The organism is Microcoleus sp. B6-A1, from assembly GCF_036705085.1.
In the GTDB taxonomy this organism is placed as follows: Bacteria; Cyanobacteriota; Cyanobacteriia; order Cyanobacteriales; family Microcoleaceae; genus Microcoleus.
In genome coordinates this window covers 33,713-48,048 of the sequence record NZ_JAUBTU010000010.1, presented here as the reverse complement: position 1 = coordinate 48,048, position 14,336 = coordinate 33,713, and the positions used below count along the sequence as shown (strand labels likewise).

Annotated in this window: 17 protein-coding genes; 11 read left to right on the top strand and 6 right to left on the bottom strand. The window is 44.6% G+C overall.

The annotated features are described in order from the left end of the window. On the top strand, nt 1-258 hold a 258-nt coding region (locus tag QUB11_RS05625; RefSeq protein WP_333389985.1), incomplete at its 5' end, for a hypothetical protein. Between the two features lie 11 nt (nt 259-269). Here the strand turns inward: QUB11_RS05625 and QUB11_RS05620 are convergent. Beyond that, complete coding sequence (locus QUB11_RS05620; RefSeq protein ID WP_333199887.1) at nt 270-434, bottom strand: hypothetical protein; 165 nt, start codon at nt 432-434, stop codon at nt 270-272. Between QUB11_RS05620 and QUB11_RS05615 the strand changes: the two genes are divergently transcribed. Both QUB11_RS05615 and QUB11_RS05610 read left to right on the top strand, forming a co-directional pair. Continuing rightward, nucleotides 394-1,599, top strand: coding sequence for an aldo/keto reductase (locus QUB11_RS05615; RefSeq protein ID WP_445300753.1), 1,206 nt, complete (start codon nt 394-396; stop codon nt 1,597-1,599). The two genes, QUB11_RS05620 and QUB11_RS05615, sit on opposite strands and share 41 nt — an antisense overlap. A 214-nt stretch (nt 1,600-1,813) precedes the next feature. Then, the gene (locus tag QUB11_RS05610) at nt 1,814-2,569 is read left to right on the top strand and encodes a Fe-Mn family superoxide dismutase (protein WP_333199652.1); all 756 of its coding nucleotides are present in this window, start codon (nt 1,814-1,816) and stop codon (nt 2,567-2,569) included. Between the two features lie 66 nt (nt 2,570-2,635). On the opposite strand, the gene rsmG is transcribed toward QUB11_RS05610, so the two are convergent. Both rsmG and QUB11_RS05600 read right to left on the bottom strand, forming a co-directional pair. Beyond that, on the bottom strand, nt 2,636-3,379 hold the full coding sequence (rsmG, locus tag QUB11_RS05605; protein WP_333199650.1) for a 16S rRNA (guanine(527)-N(7))-methyltransferase RsmG: 744 nt from the start codon (nt 3,377-3,379) through the stop codon (nt 2,636-2,638). Between the two features lie 153 nt (nt 3,380-3,532). Next, nucleotides 3,533-4,204, bottom strand: coding sequence for an energy-coupling factor ABC transporter ATP-binding protein (locus tag QUB11_RS05600; protein ID WP_333053058.1), 672 nt, complete (start codon nt 4,202-4,204; stop codon nt 3,533-3,535). Between the two features lie 429 nt (nt 4,205-4,633). Between QUB11_RS05600 and QUB11_RS05595 the strand changes: the two genes are divergently transcribed. The 3 genes from QUB11_RS05595 (at nt 4,634) to QUB11_RS05585 (ending at nt 6,836) form a co-directional block, all read left to right on the top strand. Then, nucleotides 4,634-5,650 (top strand): Sll0314/Alr1548 family TPR repeat-containing protein, encoded by a 1,017-nt coding sequence (locus QUB11_RS05595; RefSeq protein WP_333205853.1) that lies wholly within the window; start codon nt 4,634-4,636, stop codon nt 5,648-5,650. 128 nt (nt 5,651-5,778) lie between these two features. Next, complete coding sequence (locus tag QUB11_RS05590) at nt 5,779-6,231, top strand: DUF3531 family protein (RefSeq protein WP_190659407.1); 453 nt, start codon at nt 5,779-5,781, stop codon at nt 6,229-6,231. A gap of 158 nt (nt 6,232-6,389) precedes the next feature. Further along, on the top strand, nt 6,390-6,836 hold the full coding sequence (locus tag QUB11_RS05585; protein ID WP_333205854.1) for an NUDIX hydrolase: 447 nt from the start codon (nt 6,390-6,392) through the stop codon (nt 6,834-6,836). Between the two features lie 151 nt (nt 6,837-6,987). On the opposite strand, the gene QUB11_RS05580 is transcribed toward QUB11_RS05585, so the two are convergent. Then, nucleotides 6,988-7,353, bottom strand: coding sequence for a phage holin family protein (locus QUB11_RS05580; RefSeq protein WP_333205855.1), 366 nt, complete (start codon nt 7,351-7,353; stop codon nt 6,988-6,990). Between the two features lie 21 nt (nt 7,354-7,374). Continuing rightward, nucleotides 7,375-8,466 carry a redox-regulated ATPase YchF gene (gene ychF / locus QUB11_RS05575; protein WP_333205856.1) on the bottom strand — a complete coding sequence of 364 codons (1,092 nt, stop codon included), beginning with the start codon at nt 8,464-8,466 and terminating at the stop codon, nt 7,375-7,377. 121 nt (nt 8,467-8,587) lie between these two features. On the opposite strand from ychF, the gene QUB11_RS05570 reads away from it, so the two are divergent. Continuing rightward, nucleotides 8,588-8,944, top strand: coding sequence for a hypothetical protein (locus tag QUB11_RS05570; RefSeq protein ID WP_333205857.1), 357 nt, complete (start codon nt 8,588-8,590; stop codon nt 8,942-8,944). Nucleotides 8,945-9,077: 133 nt separating this feature from the next. Here the strand turns inward: QUB11_RS05570 and QUB11_RS05565 are convergent, their stop codons facing one another. Next, a complete protein-coding gene (locus QUB11_RS05565; protein ID WP_333205858.1) occupies nt 9,078-9,326 on the bottom strand; it encodes a gamma-aminobutyric acid A receptor, epsilon-like protein in 249 nt (82 codons plus the stop codon). Between the two features lie 505 nt (nt 9,327-9,831). Between QUB11_RS05565 and QUB11_RS05560 the strand changes: the two genes are divergently transcribed. The 4 genes from QUB11_RS05560 (at nt 9,832) to QUB11_RS05545 (ending at nt 14,303) form a co-directional block, all read left to right on the top strand. Then, nucleotides 9,832-10,728 carry a C39 family peptidase gene (locus QUB11_RS05560; protein WP_333205859.1) on the top strand — a complete coding sequence of 299 codons (897 nt, stop codon included), beginning with the start codon at nt 9,832-9,834 and terminating at the stop codon, nt 10,726-10,728. A gap of 117 nt (nt 10,729-10,845) precedes the next feature. Then, nucleotides 10,846-11,391, top strand: a complete 546-nt coding sequence (locus QUB11_RS05555; protein ID WP_333205860.1) for a hypothetical protein — start codon at nt 10,846-10,848, stop codon at nt 11,389-11,391. 64 nt (nt 11,392-11,455) lie between these two features. Next, nucleotides 11,456-12,097: a lysozyme gene (locus QUB11_RS05550; RefSeq protein ID WP_333205861.1), complete on the top strand. Its 642-nt coding sequence runs from the start codon at nt 11,456-11,458 to the stop codon at nt 12,095-12,097. 73 nt (nt 12,098-12,170) lie between these two features. Beyond that, nucleotides 12,171-14,303, top strand: coding sequence for a caspase family protein (locus tag QUB11_RS05545; protein WP_333205862.1), 2,133 nt, complete (start codon nt 12,171-12,173; stop codon nt 14,301-14,303). Nucleotides 14,304-14,336 lie beyond the last annotated feature (33 nt).

The following is a 14,336-nucleotide window of genomic DNA, read 5'->3' as shown; positions in this document are numbered from 1 at the left end:
TTTGTGGAACAGGCATCTTGCCTGTTCAGGAGAAGGCTGCAAAAACTCTTTGTGGAACAGGCATCTTGCCTGTTCAGCGGAATGCTGCAAAAACTCTTTGTGGAACAGGCATCTTGCCTGTTCAGGAGAAGGCTGCAAAAACTCTTTGTGGAACAGGCATCTTGCCTGTTCAGGAAAATGCTGCAATATGCGATTTACAACCCGCAAAAACACCAAAAACAAGGTTTCTTACCCTATAGCAACCGCCAAGACTCTTAAGAAGTTCTTAATCAGTGAAACCCTTGCGATTGTTCAGTCTTCCTTCTTCCTTCTCCATTCTTCCTGACATCCGTTACATCCGTTACATAATCCGTTGCCGAACTTCCTTCATCTATAGCTTTGACTTTGATTATGATGATGCAATATCGCAGATTCGGTCGCACAGAATTATCCATGCCCGTCTTTTCCTGCGGTGGCATGAGATATCAGTATAAATGGCAAGACGTGCCAGCCAATGAAATTCCCCCAGACAATCAACAAAATCTAGAAGCGACGATTCGCTACTCGGTTGAATGCGGCATCAATCACATAGAAACTGCTCGCGGTTACGGCACTTCCGAGATGCAATTGGGGTTAATTTTGCCGAACTTTCCCCGCGAAAAGTTGATAGTGCAAACGAAAGTTAGCCCCCAACCAAACTCCCAAGAGTTCCGCGAAGAATTTGAAGAATCCTTAGCTTATTTGCAACTGGAATACGTGGATTTACTGTCGCTACATGGCATTAATACATGGGAATTGCTAGAGGAGTCTATTCGTCCGGGCGGCTGCATGGATGTGGCGAGAAAGTTGCAAGCAGAAGGGAAAGTTAAGTTTATTGGTTTCTCAACTCACGGCCCGACGGATGTGATTGTCAAAACAATTGAAACTAATCAATTTGATTATCTTAACTTGCACTGGTACTACATCAATCAAAGTAATTGGCAGGCTATTGAAGCTGCTAAACGTCACGATATGGGCGTTTTTATTATCAGTCCTTCTGACAAAGGCGGTCAACTTTACAGCCCGCCGCAAAAATTGATAGACTTGTGCTATCCGTTGAGTCCGATGGTGTTTAATGATTTGTTTTGTTTGTCGCATCCGCAAGTACATACTTTAAGTTTGGGCGCAGCAAAACCTGAAGATTTTAACGAGCATCTTAAAGCTGTAGAATTGTTAGATAGAGCCGATGAAATTTTGCCTCCGATATTAGAAAAGTTAGAAAAAGCAGCAATTGATAAATTAGGAGAAGATTGGTTTAACACTTGGCACGTCGGTTTACCAACTATCGAAAATACTCCCGGAGGTATTAATATTTATGTGATTCTGTGGCTGTGGAATTTGGCGCAGGCTTACGATACGATCGACTATTGCAAGATGCGCTACAACCTTTTAGGTAATGCCAGTCACTGGTTCCCAGGCCAAAAAGCCGTAGCTTGCGGGGCGGAACGCCATCGCCTCGATGAATTAGACTTGCGCCGCTGCCTAGCCCACAGTCCCCACGCTGCTAAAATTCCCGGTATTCTCCAAGCAGCCGATCGGCTTTTTGGAGGCGAAGCCATCCAGCGTTTGTCCCAAGAATAATCTAAAAAAAAACCCGGTTTCGAGACAGAAACCGGGTTGGTGAACCGGAGCACGTGAGTTAGTTACGCGCATACAATTAGCCTATACTTGAGAAACTCTCATAACCATCCCCCATCCGTCTCATCCATTCGGGCGATACAACTTTTTTTTCAACTCACTCCCATTTTGCTTTAATTTGAGATAAAACAGTTAATAATTCACTTAGGTACTTTTTATGACTCTTAAACGCCGAGATTTCTTGTATTTGCTGACGGCCAGTGTCGGAGCTATTACCGCAGGTGCTTGCCAAGCGTCAGGAAATAATGTATCGCCAGCAAGTCCAATTGCAGAAAGCCCAAAAATAGCCCAAACTCCGGGGCCTTTTACACTGCCACCTCTGCCCTACGAATACAATGCTTTAGAACCGCATATCGATGCGCGGACAATGCAATTTCACCACGACAAACACCACGCCGCTTACATTAAAAACCTCAACGAGGCTATCAGCAAATACCCGCAACTAAAAAACGTGAGTGCGGAAAATATGCTGCGAGACTTGAGTAAAGTGCCGGAAGATATTCGCACGGCTGTTCGCAATAACGGCGGCGCACACTTAAATCACAATATGTATTGGAAAATCATGAGTCCCAATGGTGGTGGCGAACCCACAGGGGCAATTGCCACAGCAATTAAGCAAACTTTCGGCAGTTTTGACGCTTTTAAAGAAAAATTCAATGATGCAGGTACAAAGCGTTTTGGCAGTGGTTGGGTTTGGCTAGTCCGCACAAAAGCCGGCAAACTTGAGATTGCAACTACTCCCAATCAAGACACTCCTTTCATGCAGGGAAATTATCCAATTATGGGCAACGATGTTTGGGAACACGCTTATTATCTCAAGTACCAAAACTTGCGCGGCGACTATTTGAAAGCTTGGTGGAATGTGGTTAACTGGGCGGAAATTAACCAGCGCTACGAAAAGGCGATCGGGTAGTTTTCAATTAGATGAAATACAGGACACGGCCGATGAAATACAGGACACGGCAGTGCCGTGTCCCTACTAGCGCACGGGACGCTCGAACTGCTGTACAACTTTCCGCAAGTAAACACAGTGCCGCGCCCCTTGACTCGTCGGCGTTGTGAATGCTTCGACTGACTCAACTGTGCCGCCCAAATGCTCGATCGCCCTTTGCAACTCCGTCTCTTCCTCCACCGTCCAATTCCCACGGTAAAGTACCGCCAAACCGCCATTTTTTAGCAGAGGCAGCGCGCATTTAGCGCAGAGAGAAGCGGCTCCAACTGCTCTGAGAACGGCTAAATCATAAGCTTGTTTGTGCTGTGGCGCTCTGGCAATTTCATCGGCTCTGCCCAACAAAGTCGCCGCATTTTCTATCCCTAAAGACGGCACAACTGTTTCCAAAAAAGTAATTTTTTTGCGGGTAGAATCGAGCAAAGTAACTGATAGTTGTGGCAGGGCGATCGCGATCGGCAGGCCCGGAAAACCCCCACCTGTCCCGATATCGATCGCTTTCTGCACCGACTCGGCGGACAATTCGGGATTTTCCGCCGAATTATGATTAGCTGGCAGCAGTCTCGCAATTCCCCGCAGAGAATCCCACAAATGTTTTTCCCAAAACTCCATCGGCTCAGTAATTCGAGTTAAATTCAAGGAGCGATTTCCCTCTACAATTAACTCATAAAGCCTCTGAAATTGTTGTTGCTGCGACTCATCCGGCTGCCAATTCAGCGTTTTTTGCCACAACTCGTTCATCTGGGGCAACACAGGCATTGTAATCTGATTCATCTTCTCTTCCCACTCTTTTGTAAGCTCTGCAAATTCTCTGCACTTAAAAATGCTTCATAATGCGATAGACCCGCCCGCACTAACTAATGACTAATGACTAATGACTAATGACTAATGACTAATGACTAATGACTAATGACTAATGACTAATGACTAATGACTAACAAAACTTGTTTCCTTAGCTTCTAATTTAGCCCGATCGACCTCTTGCAAATCCCCGTGGTTTAGAGTCCAAAATTTATCGGCTACACTCAACAAATCGCTAGCATCGTGAGTAACAATCAACAAAGTCCAGTGACTTTTCAACTTACTCAACAAGCTTACCAACTGCCGCCGCATCGACCAATCTAAACCCGCCGTCGGTTCGTCCAAAAGTAGCAAATGCGGCTGCCGAATTAGCTGCACCGCCAGGGCTACCCTCCGCTGTTGTCCGCCGCTCAAAGCGTGGGGGGAAGCGCGCAGCGGCAAATGTCCGAGTCCCACTTCTGCCATTGCTGAGTTAATTTGTTCTTGTCCCAATTCAGGATGCCCCAACCGCAATTCTTCTAAAATTGTGCCTCCGCAAAAATGCCTTTCTGGAAACTGGAAGACTAACCCTCCTAACTGTTGCAAGTGTTCCGGTGTTAATTCCTGTTCCCGCCAACGGATGTCGCCGCTAGTTTTTTCGGCTAAACCTGCTAATATTTCTAATAGCGTACTTTTGCCTGAGCCGCTGCGACCCACAATCAGCCCCATTTGCTGCGATGGCAGTTCTAAGTTAATATTTTTCAGAATAGGATTCGGACAGGCGGTAGGATGATATACTAAGTTTTTTAGATAAAGCATTAACGGCAGTTGTTAGTTGGCAGTTGGCAGTTGGCAGTTGGCAGTTGGCAGTTGTTAACAGTCAACAATCTACATTCAACTATCAGAAAAATAGTTATTGTTGGAGCGGGGAACTTCGGGTTGTGCTATTGATAGTTAAGGCTGTTTTTGGCTGGGGTCGATCGCACACAATTATTTTACATAAATCTTAACAAAAATTTCCTTTTTTTTCAGGAGTGGCGTTTGATTTTTCTGTTTTTTCATGGTATATTTTAATAATGGAAATCTGTCCATCAATATATTACAAGTCACACTTCCATTATTAAAATATACCTCAAGAACCACAAAAAATCAAGCAAATTTCACTCTTTTTTTGGTCGCGGCCCGAAAGTCTGAAAATTTAACTCTCTTGTTTCTAGTTTACAGTATATTACATTGAGAGAATTGACGATGACGAAAAACCCTTTAGCATCGGTGGGCAAGCAAATGTTAAGTTCTAAACAGACAGTGCGGGCGATCGCGAGTGCAGGAGCGATCGCCCTCAGCATCTGCATTAACTCAGCAGTAGCGGGCGATCCCTTTCGCAGCAGCAACCCGCAGGCGATCGGGCCCAACACCGAAACCGCTTTCAAAACAATGTTTCAGCAAGGAAACTACAAACAAGCAAAAACTCAAATTCAACAAGCACTATCAGCCGAACCAAACGAGCCGCTAGCCTATGCAATGGCAGCCTCCCTCTCCTACATCGAAAAAGACTTCAACTCGATGAATTCCTACGCGCAAAAAACCCGCGAAGTCGGAGAAAAATTGGCGAAAACTAATCCATTGCGCGGCAACATTTACACAGCAGCAGGCCACTTTCTAGAAGGGGCGAACATTATAGCAAAAGAAGGAACAGCCAAAGGCGCGCCCCAAGCTTTGAGTAAATTGCGAGTAGTATTTCAATACCTAGATGCCGCCGACAAAATAGCGCCCAACGACCCAGAACTTAACCTGATCAAAGGCTACATGGACTTAATGCTAGCCACAAACCTGCCCTTTTCCAACCCCAACGAAGCCATTCAAAGACTCGAACAAAAAGCCTCTCCCCGCTACTTAGCTTATCGCGGCATGGCAGTAGGCTATCGAGACTTAAAAAAGTACGATCGCGCTTTAGAGTTTGCCAACAAATCCCTAGCAGAAACGCCAAATAATCCCGAAGTTCTCTATCTAAAAGGACAAATCTTGTTTTCCCAATCCCAGGGAAAAGACAGCAACAAAACCTTACTTGAGGAAGCCCGAAAAAACTTGGACGCAGCCTTAGCAAAACCTGACCAACTGCCGCGTAGTTTAGTAGCCGAAATCTTCTTTCAGCAGTGCAGAACCCGTAACCGTATCGACAGCAAATCTCGCGCCTGCGACCCCATGCGCGATAAAATTAGAGATGCAGATGGAGTCTGGGGGCCGGCGGCCTTACCACCACTATAAAAAGAGTCAGAGGCAAAGTCAGAAGTCAGGAGTCAGGAGGAAAATTTTTCCTGTCTCCCTCTGTCCCACTTTTCCTCTCTCCTGCAATCCAATTCCTGCAATTTTATTCCCTTTCTTTGAGAAAATTGATGCAAGTAGAGTTTCGCGAGTTTAACCCCTTTGACCTCTGGATTTGGCTGAAGTTCAGCAACGTACCTTCAAACGGTGAAAAACAGTATGTTGAAGAAGTGTTTGACTCTTGGTTTTTCTTGGGAAAACTTGGAGGATTTAATGCGGAAAATTTGCAAGTTCAAGATGAAGGCTTAGACATCAGTGATATGAATTACGATGTTAATCTAGCCGACCAAAGCATGATGGCTTTGATGCACAATATGGGAGAAATGGAGTATCAAGGTTCTTGGGCTCGTTGCTGGTTTGATTTGGGTACTAGCGATGCAATTGGACTCGATGTTTTGATTAATGTTTTCCAGCAACTCAGCAAAGAATTCGTAACGATTGAAAAACTAATTATCGGGGGTGAAAATATAGACTGGCCAATTGAAAATAGGAGGAGCAGAGAGGGTTTTGCCGCCGATAATTAAACGTTGGCACGACACGGATGACACGGATACACGGATAATATAGTCCTGGACGCACGGGTAATCAGAAACCGGGTTTTTTTCCTTGAATACTTTGTTACAACGCTTGAAGGGCAAAAAACCCGGTTTCTTTGGTTTTGATGCGTAATGACTAATGACTGATGACTGATGGCTATATTATGCAAGGTAAAATTCGCGTAATTGTTTTAGGATTAATTCGATCGGGCGATCGCATCTTCGTGTCAGAATGCGAAGATCCGGTCAAACAAGACACATTTTACCGAGCTCTGGGCGGTGGCGTAGAATTCGGAGAGCACAGCATCGACGCTTTGCAAAGAGAGTTTCAAGAAGAAATTCAAGCCGAGTTAACAAATATCAAATATTTGGCTTGTTTAGAAAACTTCTTTGTTTATAATGGCAAAGCCGGACACGAATTAATACAACTATACCAGTGCGATTTTGTTGATTCCAAATTTTATGAATTGGAGAGTCTGGATTTTGCAGACGGAGATGGGGAACATACTGCATTTTGGATACCGATCGATCGCTTTCGATCGGGCGAATTGCGCCTAGTTCCCGACAAATTTATCGACTACTGTGAAGGCTAATAACTCAACCCATACCAAAAAACAAATACCTGATATCGAGAAATTAAACCTAAAATATTGGCCGTCGGGGCTGGTTTCACCTGCAATATTGGCGATAACTAACAGGATGAATAAACCCGCCCCTTCCTTCCGCCCCCCGCATTACCCGGATCTACCTTACACTAGGCAGAGTCCGCAACAGCTCATAGAGCAAAGAGTTGATAAAACCGAGGGCTATAGCACCCAGCAAAGCACTCCAAATTCCCCACCGCAAGCGAAATCCATCCACTAGCCAAGCCGCCAATCCAAAGATAATCGCGTTGATAACAATTATCCACAAACCAAAAGTTACCAACAGCAATGGAAAACCCAAAACCACAAAAAGCGGCCGTACCAAAGCATTCAGCAATCCAAAAACCGCCGCCGAAATCATCGCTTTTCCAAAAGTGTCAATATCCACCCCGATGGGCAACTTGGAAATGATAAAAAAGCTCACCGAAGTAACCAGCCAAGCAATTATCAGCGAAATGATATCCATGTGCCAATCTCCTTAAAAAAGCTAAACATTAAATCGGAACAACAGCACATCCCCCTCTTGTACAACATACTCTTTTCCTTCACTGCGAACTAAGCCTTTTTCCTTAGCCGCATTCATCGCGCCCGTAGCAACCAAATCTTCATATGCTACAGTTTCGGCCCGGATGAAACCCCGTTCAAAATCAGAGTGAATCACTCCTGCAGCTTGCGGTGCTAACATTCCCGCGATAATCGTCCAAGCGCGAGTTTCCTTCGGGCCACTAGTAAAATAAGTCCGCAAACCCAATAATTCGTAAGTAGCTCGAATCAGAGATTTTAAGCCACCTTCTTTGACCCCCAGAGATTCTAGGAAATCCGTTCGTTCTTCCTCGGATAACTCCACCAATTCTGACTCAACTTGTGCCGAAACTATGACAACCTTAGCATTTTCGGCTTCTGCTACTTCCCGCACTTGTTCGACAAAGCTATTTCCTGTTGCTAAATCGTCATCAGATACGTTAGCCGCATAGATAATTGGTTTGTTGGTCAGTAATTCCAAACCTTTAACTAATTCAGCTTCTTCATCTGTGAAATTGTACTGCCGCGCCGGTTTCCCCGCATTCAAAACAGCGACCAATTTTTCGAGCACGTCCACTTCTGCCTGAGCTTCCTTATTGTTGCGGGCAAGCTTGCGAGTGCGATCGAGCCTGCGTTCAATTTGAGCTAAATCTGCTAGAATTAATTCGAGATTGATAATCTCAATATCTCGGATCGGATCGACAGAACCCGCAACGTGAATGATATCATCATTCTCAAAACAGCGGACAACGTGGACGATCGCATCCACAGCCCGAATGTGAGACAAAAACTGATTTCCCAGTCCTTCTCCCTGACTCGCCCCCTTTACTAAACCCGCAATATCCACAAATTCCATCCGCGTCGGCACAGTTTGCGCGGAATTGCAAATATTGCTCAGCACCTTCAACCGTTCGTCTGGCACTGCCACGATACCCGTATTTGGCTCGATCGTACAAAAAGGAAAATTAGCAGCAGTCGCCTTGGCATTAGCAACCAGAGCATTAAACAAGGTAGATTTGCCAACATTAGGCAGTCCGACAATTCCGGCGGTAAGCATAGCTATTTAGAAACATATCACTGTATCAAAATATCATAAGGAATAGCAATATATCTGACTTGTGCCTTCTAACTTCTAGAGCTAAGCTTGAATAAATATACAACTTGAGGTAGATGGCTCAATGGTTAACCAGTGGTTAAGCAAAGTAACGATGGCTGCGGGGCTGTCGCTGCCTCTGTTAGCGCTCACAGCAGCTAGCGTTTTCGCTCAGACGGTCACAATTTCGGTGATTAACAACAGCGGCAAGACGATGACAGCCGTCTATATGTCTCCTCCCGATAAGGAGGCTTGGGGAAAAAACGAGTTGCCGGCCCCGATTGCCGATCGGGAAAAGGCAGATTTTGAGTGGGATCGAGCTGACTACGAGGGTTCGGATGCGGGCTGTGTTTTTGATGTCATGGCCGAATACGAGGACGGCAAATGGACTGCTTTGGGTGCTGTTGACCTTTGTAAAGAGACTGCGCTCAACTTCAAGTAATCGATAATCTACGCAAAAACCGAGTTTTTTCAAGTCTGATATTCATCAAAAAGATTGGGGACTTTGGAGAAAGCCGGTTTTTGCGATCGACCTCACAAACAATCTTAAATTTCGCGATCGACTAAAACATAATTTAAACAGGTTCAGGGATTGTCTGAGGAATAGGTTCCGGCACTGTTTGAGGAATCGGAGAGGGTACAGTTTCCGGCACCGGTTCGGGAATTGGCTGCGGAATTGGCGCAGGTACGGGTTCCGGTACGAAGCCGGGAATCGGTTCGGGTACGGGGCCAGGCACTGGTGGCGATGCGGGTATAGTCGGCAGCCCCGGTTCGGTGCTGGGAATCTGCGGGCCTGGAAATGGACTAGGGTTGGGAAAAATCACGGCAATTCTATTAATAACTCGATACAATCAGCGTATATAAAAAACTAAAAATACGACATCTATCTAAATAGTGAAAATTTATTAAAATTGATATTTTGTACCATTTTAAATCAGCTTTTTGGAGTAGATGAAAACAACCGGGTTTATCTGTATTTGATTTTTTATGCTGGCGGAAAGCAATTTGGTCACAGCCCCCCGGTACAGGCCGTAGACCCTTGAAAAAAGCGTAGCGTACTCATCACCTGCGATCGCTACAGCCCGTGGGAGCAATTCTTTAATCTAAAATATCAAGTCTAAAATCGCGGAATCCATCGCCCTCCGAAAAGCCTTGCCAGCCTGTAGTTGTGGACGACACCTAGCCAAAAGTACAGGTTATTTCCCGTACTTTTGACCAGTTGGGAGCTGGCCTTTTGGCTAATTTAAGACTCAACTAAAAGCTAGGAAGTTTTTAGGGATGATTCTCTTACGATTGAAGCTAGCATCTTACCAGTCCACGAGGTAAAGAATGAACACCCTAGAATATACATTGCGTTTTAAAGACAATTCGGTGCTGAAAGCTCGCCCACTCGACACATCACTATTATCTCCCGATCAAATCCTCAACTACAAAGCCGGAGAGGAAATTTTTATCAGTGCGTACACCCCTAATTTGCAAGGTAAGTATATTCGGGTTTTCCTGGATGAATTTGATATTCGTTCACCAGAAACAGCCCCAAAACAATATTACTGTTTTGGCGATGATGTTGAAATCTCCTTAACGGCTGTTCCGCGAGGTGAGTCAGTTGCTCAACATTACCCGCCGGTACTGCCGCCGAAAGTTGATTTAAAAGTTCCTTACCACTCTCAGCTCAATAATTTAAAACGTCCTTCTGGGGCTTGTAATGTCACTTGCATAGCAATGGTTCTCAAGTATTATGAGGTGGATTCTCGAACGCAAGAAGATATTAAAAACGACGTACAGCTTGAAGATGTGCTGTTCCGAAAAACAGAAGAGTGGGATGAAAAGGAGGGTTATCCTCTCGCAGACGGCACTTGTACGCGACACATCCCCAGTTATCTTCAGCGGCTTCTTCGGGAGTGGGGTCAAAAATATGGCAATGGAAAACTTCAGAATACTTACTTCAAAAATGTCACTTCTGAACAGGAAATAAAACAGCATTTAGCCAAAGGTAATCCTGTTGTCATTCACGGTTATTTTACAAATGGTCATATCATTGTAATCAAAGGTTATGACGATGCAGAGGGGGTTTGGATCTGCAACGATCCCTATGGCAAATGGCTAGGTTATCAGGGTGGATATGACAATAACGCGAGCGGTGGAGATGTTCGCTACACTTATTCCGACCTTCGAGCTGTTTGGGATGTGGGTGGCGAGAGTTGGTGTCATTTTCCCGTTCCCTAAGTAAGCATTGATATTTGTAGGGTCGGGTCTCCTAGATTGATAGCATCACAACGATCGCTCTTCTCAACCCGCCCTTTCTTTCACCTTGTAGTCTGTCACAACAACTTCCCTAAAGTTATGACCCAAATTGATGAAGTAGCGCAAAAATTGTTAGACCTTGATGAAGATACTCTCAAGGCACAGCTTGGGATTAGGGTTCAAGAAATAGGGCAAGATACAACCGCACGATCTGCTTCTATTGAGAGTCTGGAAGAGGATTTAAACGCAACTCCCAGAGGTTTTAGTTCAGATAGTCTTGCTTTGAAATTTGGCGGCCAATTCTTCAATAAATTCAATATCAAATCCTATGAGTTGATGTGCGGCGAACTGTTAGACCCAGAACTGATAGGCAAAATTCAGGCAAGCTACAAAGAAAACTCTGAGAAAGCAGCGGCATTTTTAGCTCCGGCTTTAGTAAGTCAACTCAATTTACCTTTTTCGATCGCCATGATTGTTGCGGTATTGATTATCAAAACACTGGTTTCGGCAACTTCTACAGTTGCCGAAACCACATCGGAAACGGTCTGCGAAATTTGGAAAGAAAATCTGCCTGAAGAGACAGATACATTTAACGGCAAAGAATCGCCAGCAGCAAACAGTGTTGCACAACAGCCAGTGAATTAATTATATAGCTTATGCTTCACGGTTGAATTGAAACAGAAAATCCAAAAAGTAAGGAGAAATTACGATGGAACGGGTGCTCGAAATCTTCTCTGATGGGAGTATTTATGAAATGGAAGGCGAGGTGGCAACAAAGGCGATCGCCACCGAAGGACAAGTGAAATTGCTCTCAAAAGCTTTGCTATTCACATTAGCTAAAACATTTACCATTGCTCCTCCCGATAAAGTTCCTCCTCAAGTTATGGAAATAGGAGTGCGGGGAGGGATGACGATCAATCAAGACGGGGTGAATTTGATTAAATCCTTTGAGGGAATGGAGTTAGAAGCCTATCTTGATGCTGTTGACGTTTGGACAATTGGATACGGACATACCCAAGGCGTATATGAGGGTATGACAATTACGGAAGCACAGGCGGAAGAATTGCTGAGAAAAGATTTAGCGGAATTTGAAGGGTATGTGTCTGAGGCTGTGCAAGTTTCTATCAATGAAAATCAATTTTCAGCTTTAGTGTCTTTTACGTTTAATCTGGGACCTGAAAATCTTTTTGATTCAACTCTTTTAAAGCTTTTAAACCAAGGAGACTTTCAGGGAGCGGGCGATCAATTCCCGCGATGGAATAAAGCAGGGAGTCAAGAATTAGAAGGATTGACACGGAGGCGGAAGGCTGAAAGAGCTTTGTTTTTAGGGGAAGATTGGACAGTTTTTTGAGCTTCTACGGTGTCGCCTAATGTTCTTAAGTAATCTTCAGAGCTTAAACTCCCCGAAAGAATAGGAGAAAAATATGACTGACGCATCTACTTTAATCGGATCTAATTTTCACGCCTTACTAATCGGCATAGACTGCTACCTGCCTAACAAATTACCTGAAGGAGCTTCCTACAAAAACCTTAATGGATGCGTGCGTGACATTAATCATGTAGCAGCGTTCTTAAAAAATATCCTGAAACTGCCTGAATCGCAGATTATGAAGCTAACGGCTTCTAATGCTGAGGGTTTGAATGAGCCATCAGAATCAAAAGACCTGTGGCCAACTTATGAAAATATTGTAGGGAAGTTTAACGAACTGATCGAAAAAGCCCAACCGCAAGACCAAGTTTACATTCACTATTCCGGTCACGGAGGTCGTGCAGCCACAATTTTTCCAGAAATTAAGGGAGAAAAAGGGATTGATGAGGGACTCGTTCCGGTTGATATTGGCAACTCCAACGCCCGCTATTTGCGCGATTTGGAGATAGCAGCATTCTTGCAAAAAATGGCAGATAAGCAGTTAGTTGTTACGCTTGTGCTGGATAGCTGCCATTCAGGAGGCTCGACGCGATCGGGTGATTCTGATTTTCGCGGTGCAGATATGAACACGGTTGACACAACACCGCGACCAATAGAAAGTTTAGTGACATCAAGTTTGGAATTGGCAGAAATTTGGGAAGCTTTAACAGAGGGAAAACGCGCTGCAACTATTGAGAGTATGCTTCCTGAAATAAAAGGCTGTACTGTGTTAGCCGCTTGTCGCCCTAATGAGTTTGCTTTCGAGTACGCTTTTAATGGCAAAGAGAAAAACGGAGCCCTGACTTACTGGCTACTGGATTCGCTGCAAAATCCTAGTCCTAACTTAACTTATAAGGCACTCTACGATCGCCTCAACGCGAAAATCCACAGCCAGTTTTCGCAACAAACACCGATGCTTTTCGGAGAGGGGAAGCGGAAAGTTTTTGGCAGGGATTTCGGTTCATACCAGTATGCTGTGACTGTGATGCAGGTTGATACAACTAAAAATCCAGTGCGAATCCGGTTGAATGCTGGTCAGGCGCAAGGTTTAGAGGAAGGCGGAAAGTTTGCAATCTACCAGTTAGGAGCAAAAGACTTTACTCAGGAGGATAAACAATTAGCGATCGCTGAAATTGTTGATGTGGGTGCAACAGACGCTTGGGCTGAAATTACTCAGACTTTGCGCCAAGGAGAAATCGAGCAAGGCGCTCAAGCCGTTATGCTGTCAGCACCTGTCGATTTAGTTCGCAAAGTTCGCTTGATTTACTGTACAGAAGAGAATACAAACACTGAAAATTTGCCTCCCAAAGAAATAGATCAAAAAGTAGCTTTGCAAGGAATTGAGAGTGCCTTGGCGGGAAATGGCTGGGTGAGATTAGTTTCGGATAATGAAGTTGCTGACTACCAAATTGCGATTAACAAAAACGGCGAATACGAGATTGGCGATCCGTCAAGAACACCCATTCCCAATTTACGACCACCGCTGAAAGTTTGCGAACCGGATGCAGCCGCTCAGGTGGTGAAGCGTTTAGTACATATTACCAAGTATAAATCTACTGAGGAACTTGACAATTTTGGTACCCCTTTAGCTTCTAAGTTGGTAGTTGAGTTAGTTGGCAAGCAAGCCAATTATAAACGGGGACGGCGACCCTCTCTCCAACCCTTTGACGAGCCGCTTAATCCAACTGTAAAATCTGGAGAAACCGTCTTTTTGCGAATCAAAAATGATTCTCCTCAAGCTCTCAACATTATTGTCTTGGTCTTGAATTCAGATTGGTCGATTAGCCAACAAAATATTTGGGACTCTAACGAAGATTTTGCCCTGTTCGATGCGGGGCATGAAGAGCCGACTCCAACTCCTTTTACACTCACTCTTCCAGAGGGATATACGGAAGAAACCAATATCTTTAAAGTTTTTGCAACTGTAGGTGAAGCAAACTTCCGGTGGCTGGAATTACCAGCACTTGACCAACAGATTCCGCCCAGCGGTGCCAGAGGACTTAAAGCACCTAGAAATGAGTTAGAAGAAATTTTAGCTGCTGTGGGTGCTGACGAGCAACTTTTTAATAGAAAAAAAGCTGAAGTCGTTGTTGCTCCTAATCGAGGTTGGACGACAAAACAGGTAGCGGTTAAGGTGATAGCAAATTAATCAATCCATTGGCAGCGATCGCATTAATTTTGA

Excerpts from the sequence above, each read along its gene's own strand:
- QUB11_RS05600 (WP_333053058.1), bottom strand. The coding sequence starts at position 4,204 with ATGCTTTATCTAAAAAACTTAGTATATCATCCTACCGCCTGTCCGAAT.
- rsmG (WP_333199650.1), bottom strand. The coding sequence starts at position 3,379 with ATGAATCAGATTACAATGCCTGTGTTGCCCCAGATGAACGAGTTGTGG.
- ychF (WP_333205856.1), bottom strand. The coding sequence starts at position 8,466 with ATGCTTACCGCCGGAATTGTCGGACTGCCTAATGTTGGCAAATCTACC.
- QUB11_RS05595 (WP_333205853.1), top strand. The coding sequence starts at position 4,634 with ATGACGAAAAACCCTTTAGCATCGGTGGGCAAGCAAATGTTAAGTTCT.
- QUB11_RS05615 (WP_445300753.1), top strand. The coding sequence starts at position 394 with ATGATGCAATATCGCAGATTCGGTCGCACAGAATTATCCATGCCCGTC.
- QUB11_RS05580 (WP_333205855.1), bottom strand. The coding sequence starts at position 7,353 with ATGGATATCATTTCGCTGATAATTGCTTGGCTGGTTACTTCGGTGAGC.
- QUB11_RS05590 (WP_190659407.1), top strand. The coding sequence starts at position 5,779 with ATGCAAGTAGAGTTTCGCGAGTTTAACCCCTTTGACCTCTGGATTTGG.
- QUB11_RS05570 (WP_333205857.1), top strand. The coding sequence starts at position 8,588 with ATGGTTAACCAGTGGTTAAGCAAAGTAACGATGGCTGCGGGGCTGTCG.
- QUB11_RS05545 (WP_333205862.1), top strand. The coding sequence starts at position 12,171 with ATGACTGACGCATCTACTTTAATCGGATCTAATTTTCACGCCTTACTA.
- QUB11_RS05550 (WP_333205861.1), top strand. The coding sequence starts at position 11,456 with ATGGAACGGGTGCTCGAAATCTTCTCTGATGGGAGTATTTATGAAATG.
- QUB11_RS05560 (WP_333205859.1), top strand. The coding sequence starts at position 9,832 with ATGAACACCCTAGAATATACATTGCGTTTTAAAGACAATTCGGTGCTG.
- QUB11_RS05610 (WP_333199652.1), top strand. The coding sequence starts at position 1,814 with ATGACTCTTAAACGCCGAGATTTCTTGTATTTGCTGACGGCCAGTGTC.
- QUB11_RS05620 (WP_333199887.1), bottom strand. The coding sequence starts at position 434 with ATGGATAATTCTGTGCGACCGAATCTGCGATATTGCATCATCATAATC.
- QUB11_RS05585 (WP_333205854.1), top strand. The coding sequence starts at position 6,390 with ATGACTGATGGCTATATTATGCAAGGTAAAATTCGCGTAATTGTTTTA.
- QUB11_RS05555 (WP_333205860.1), top strand. The coding sequence starts at position 10,846 with ATGACCCAAATTGATGAAGTAGCGCAAAAATTGTTAGACCTTGATGAA.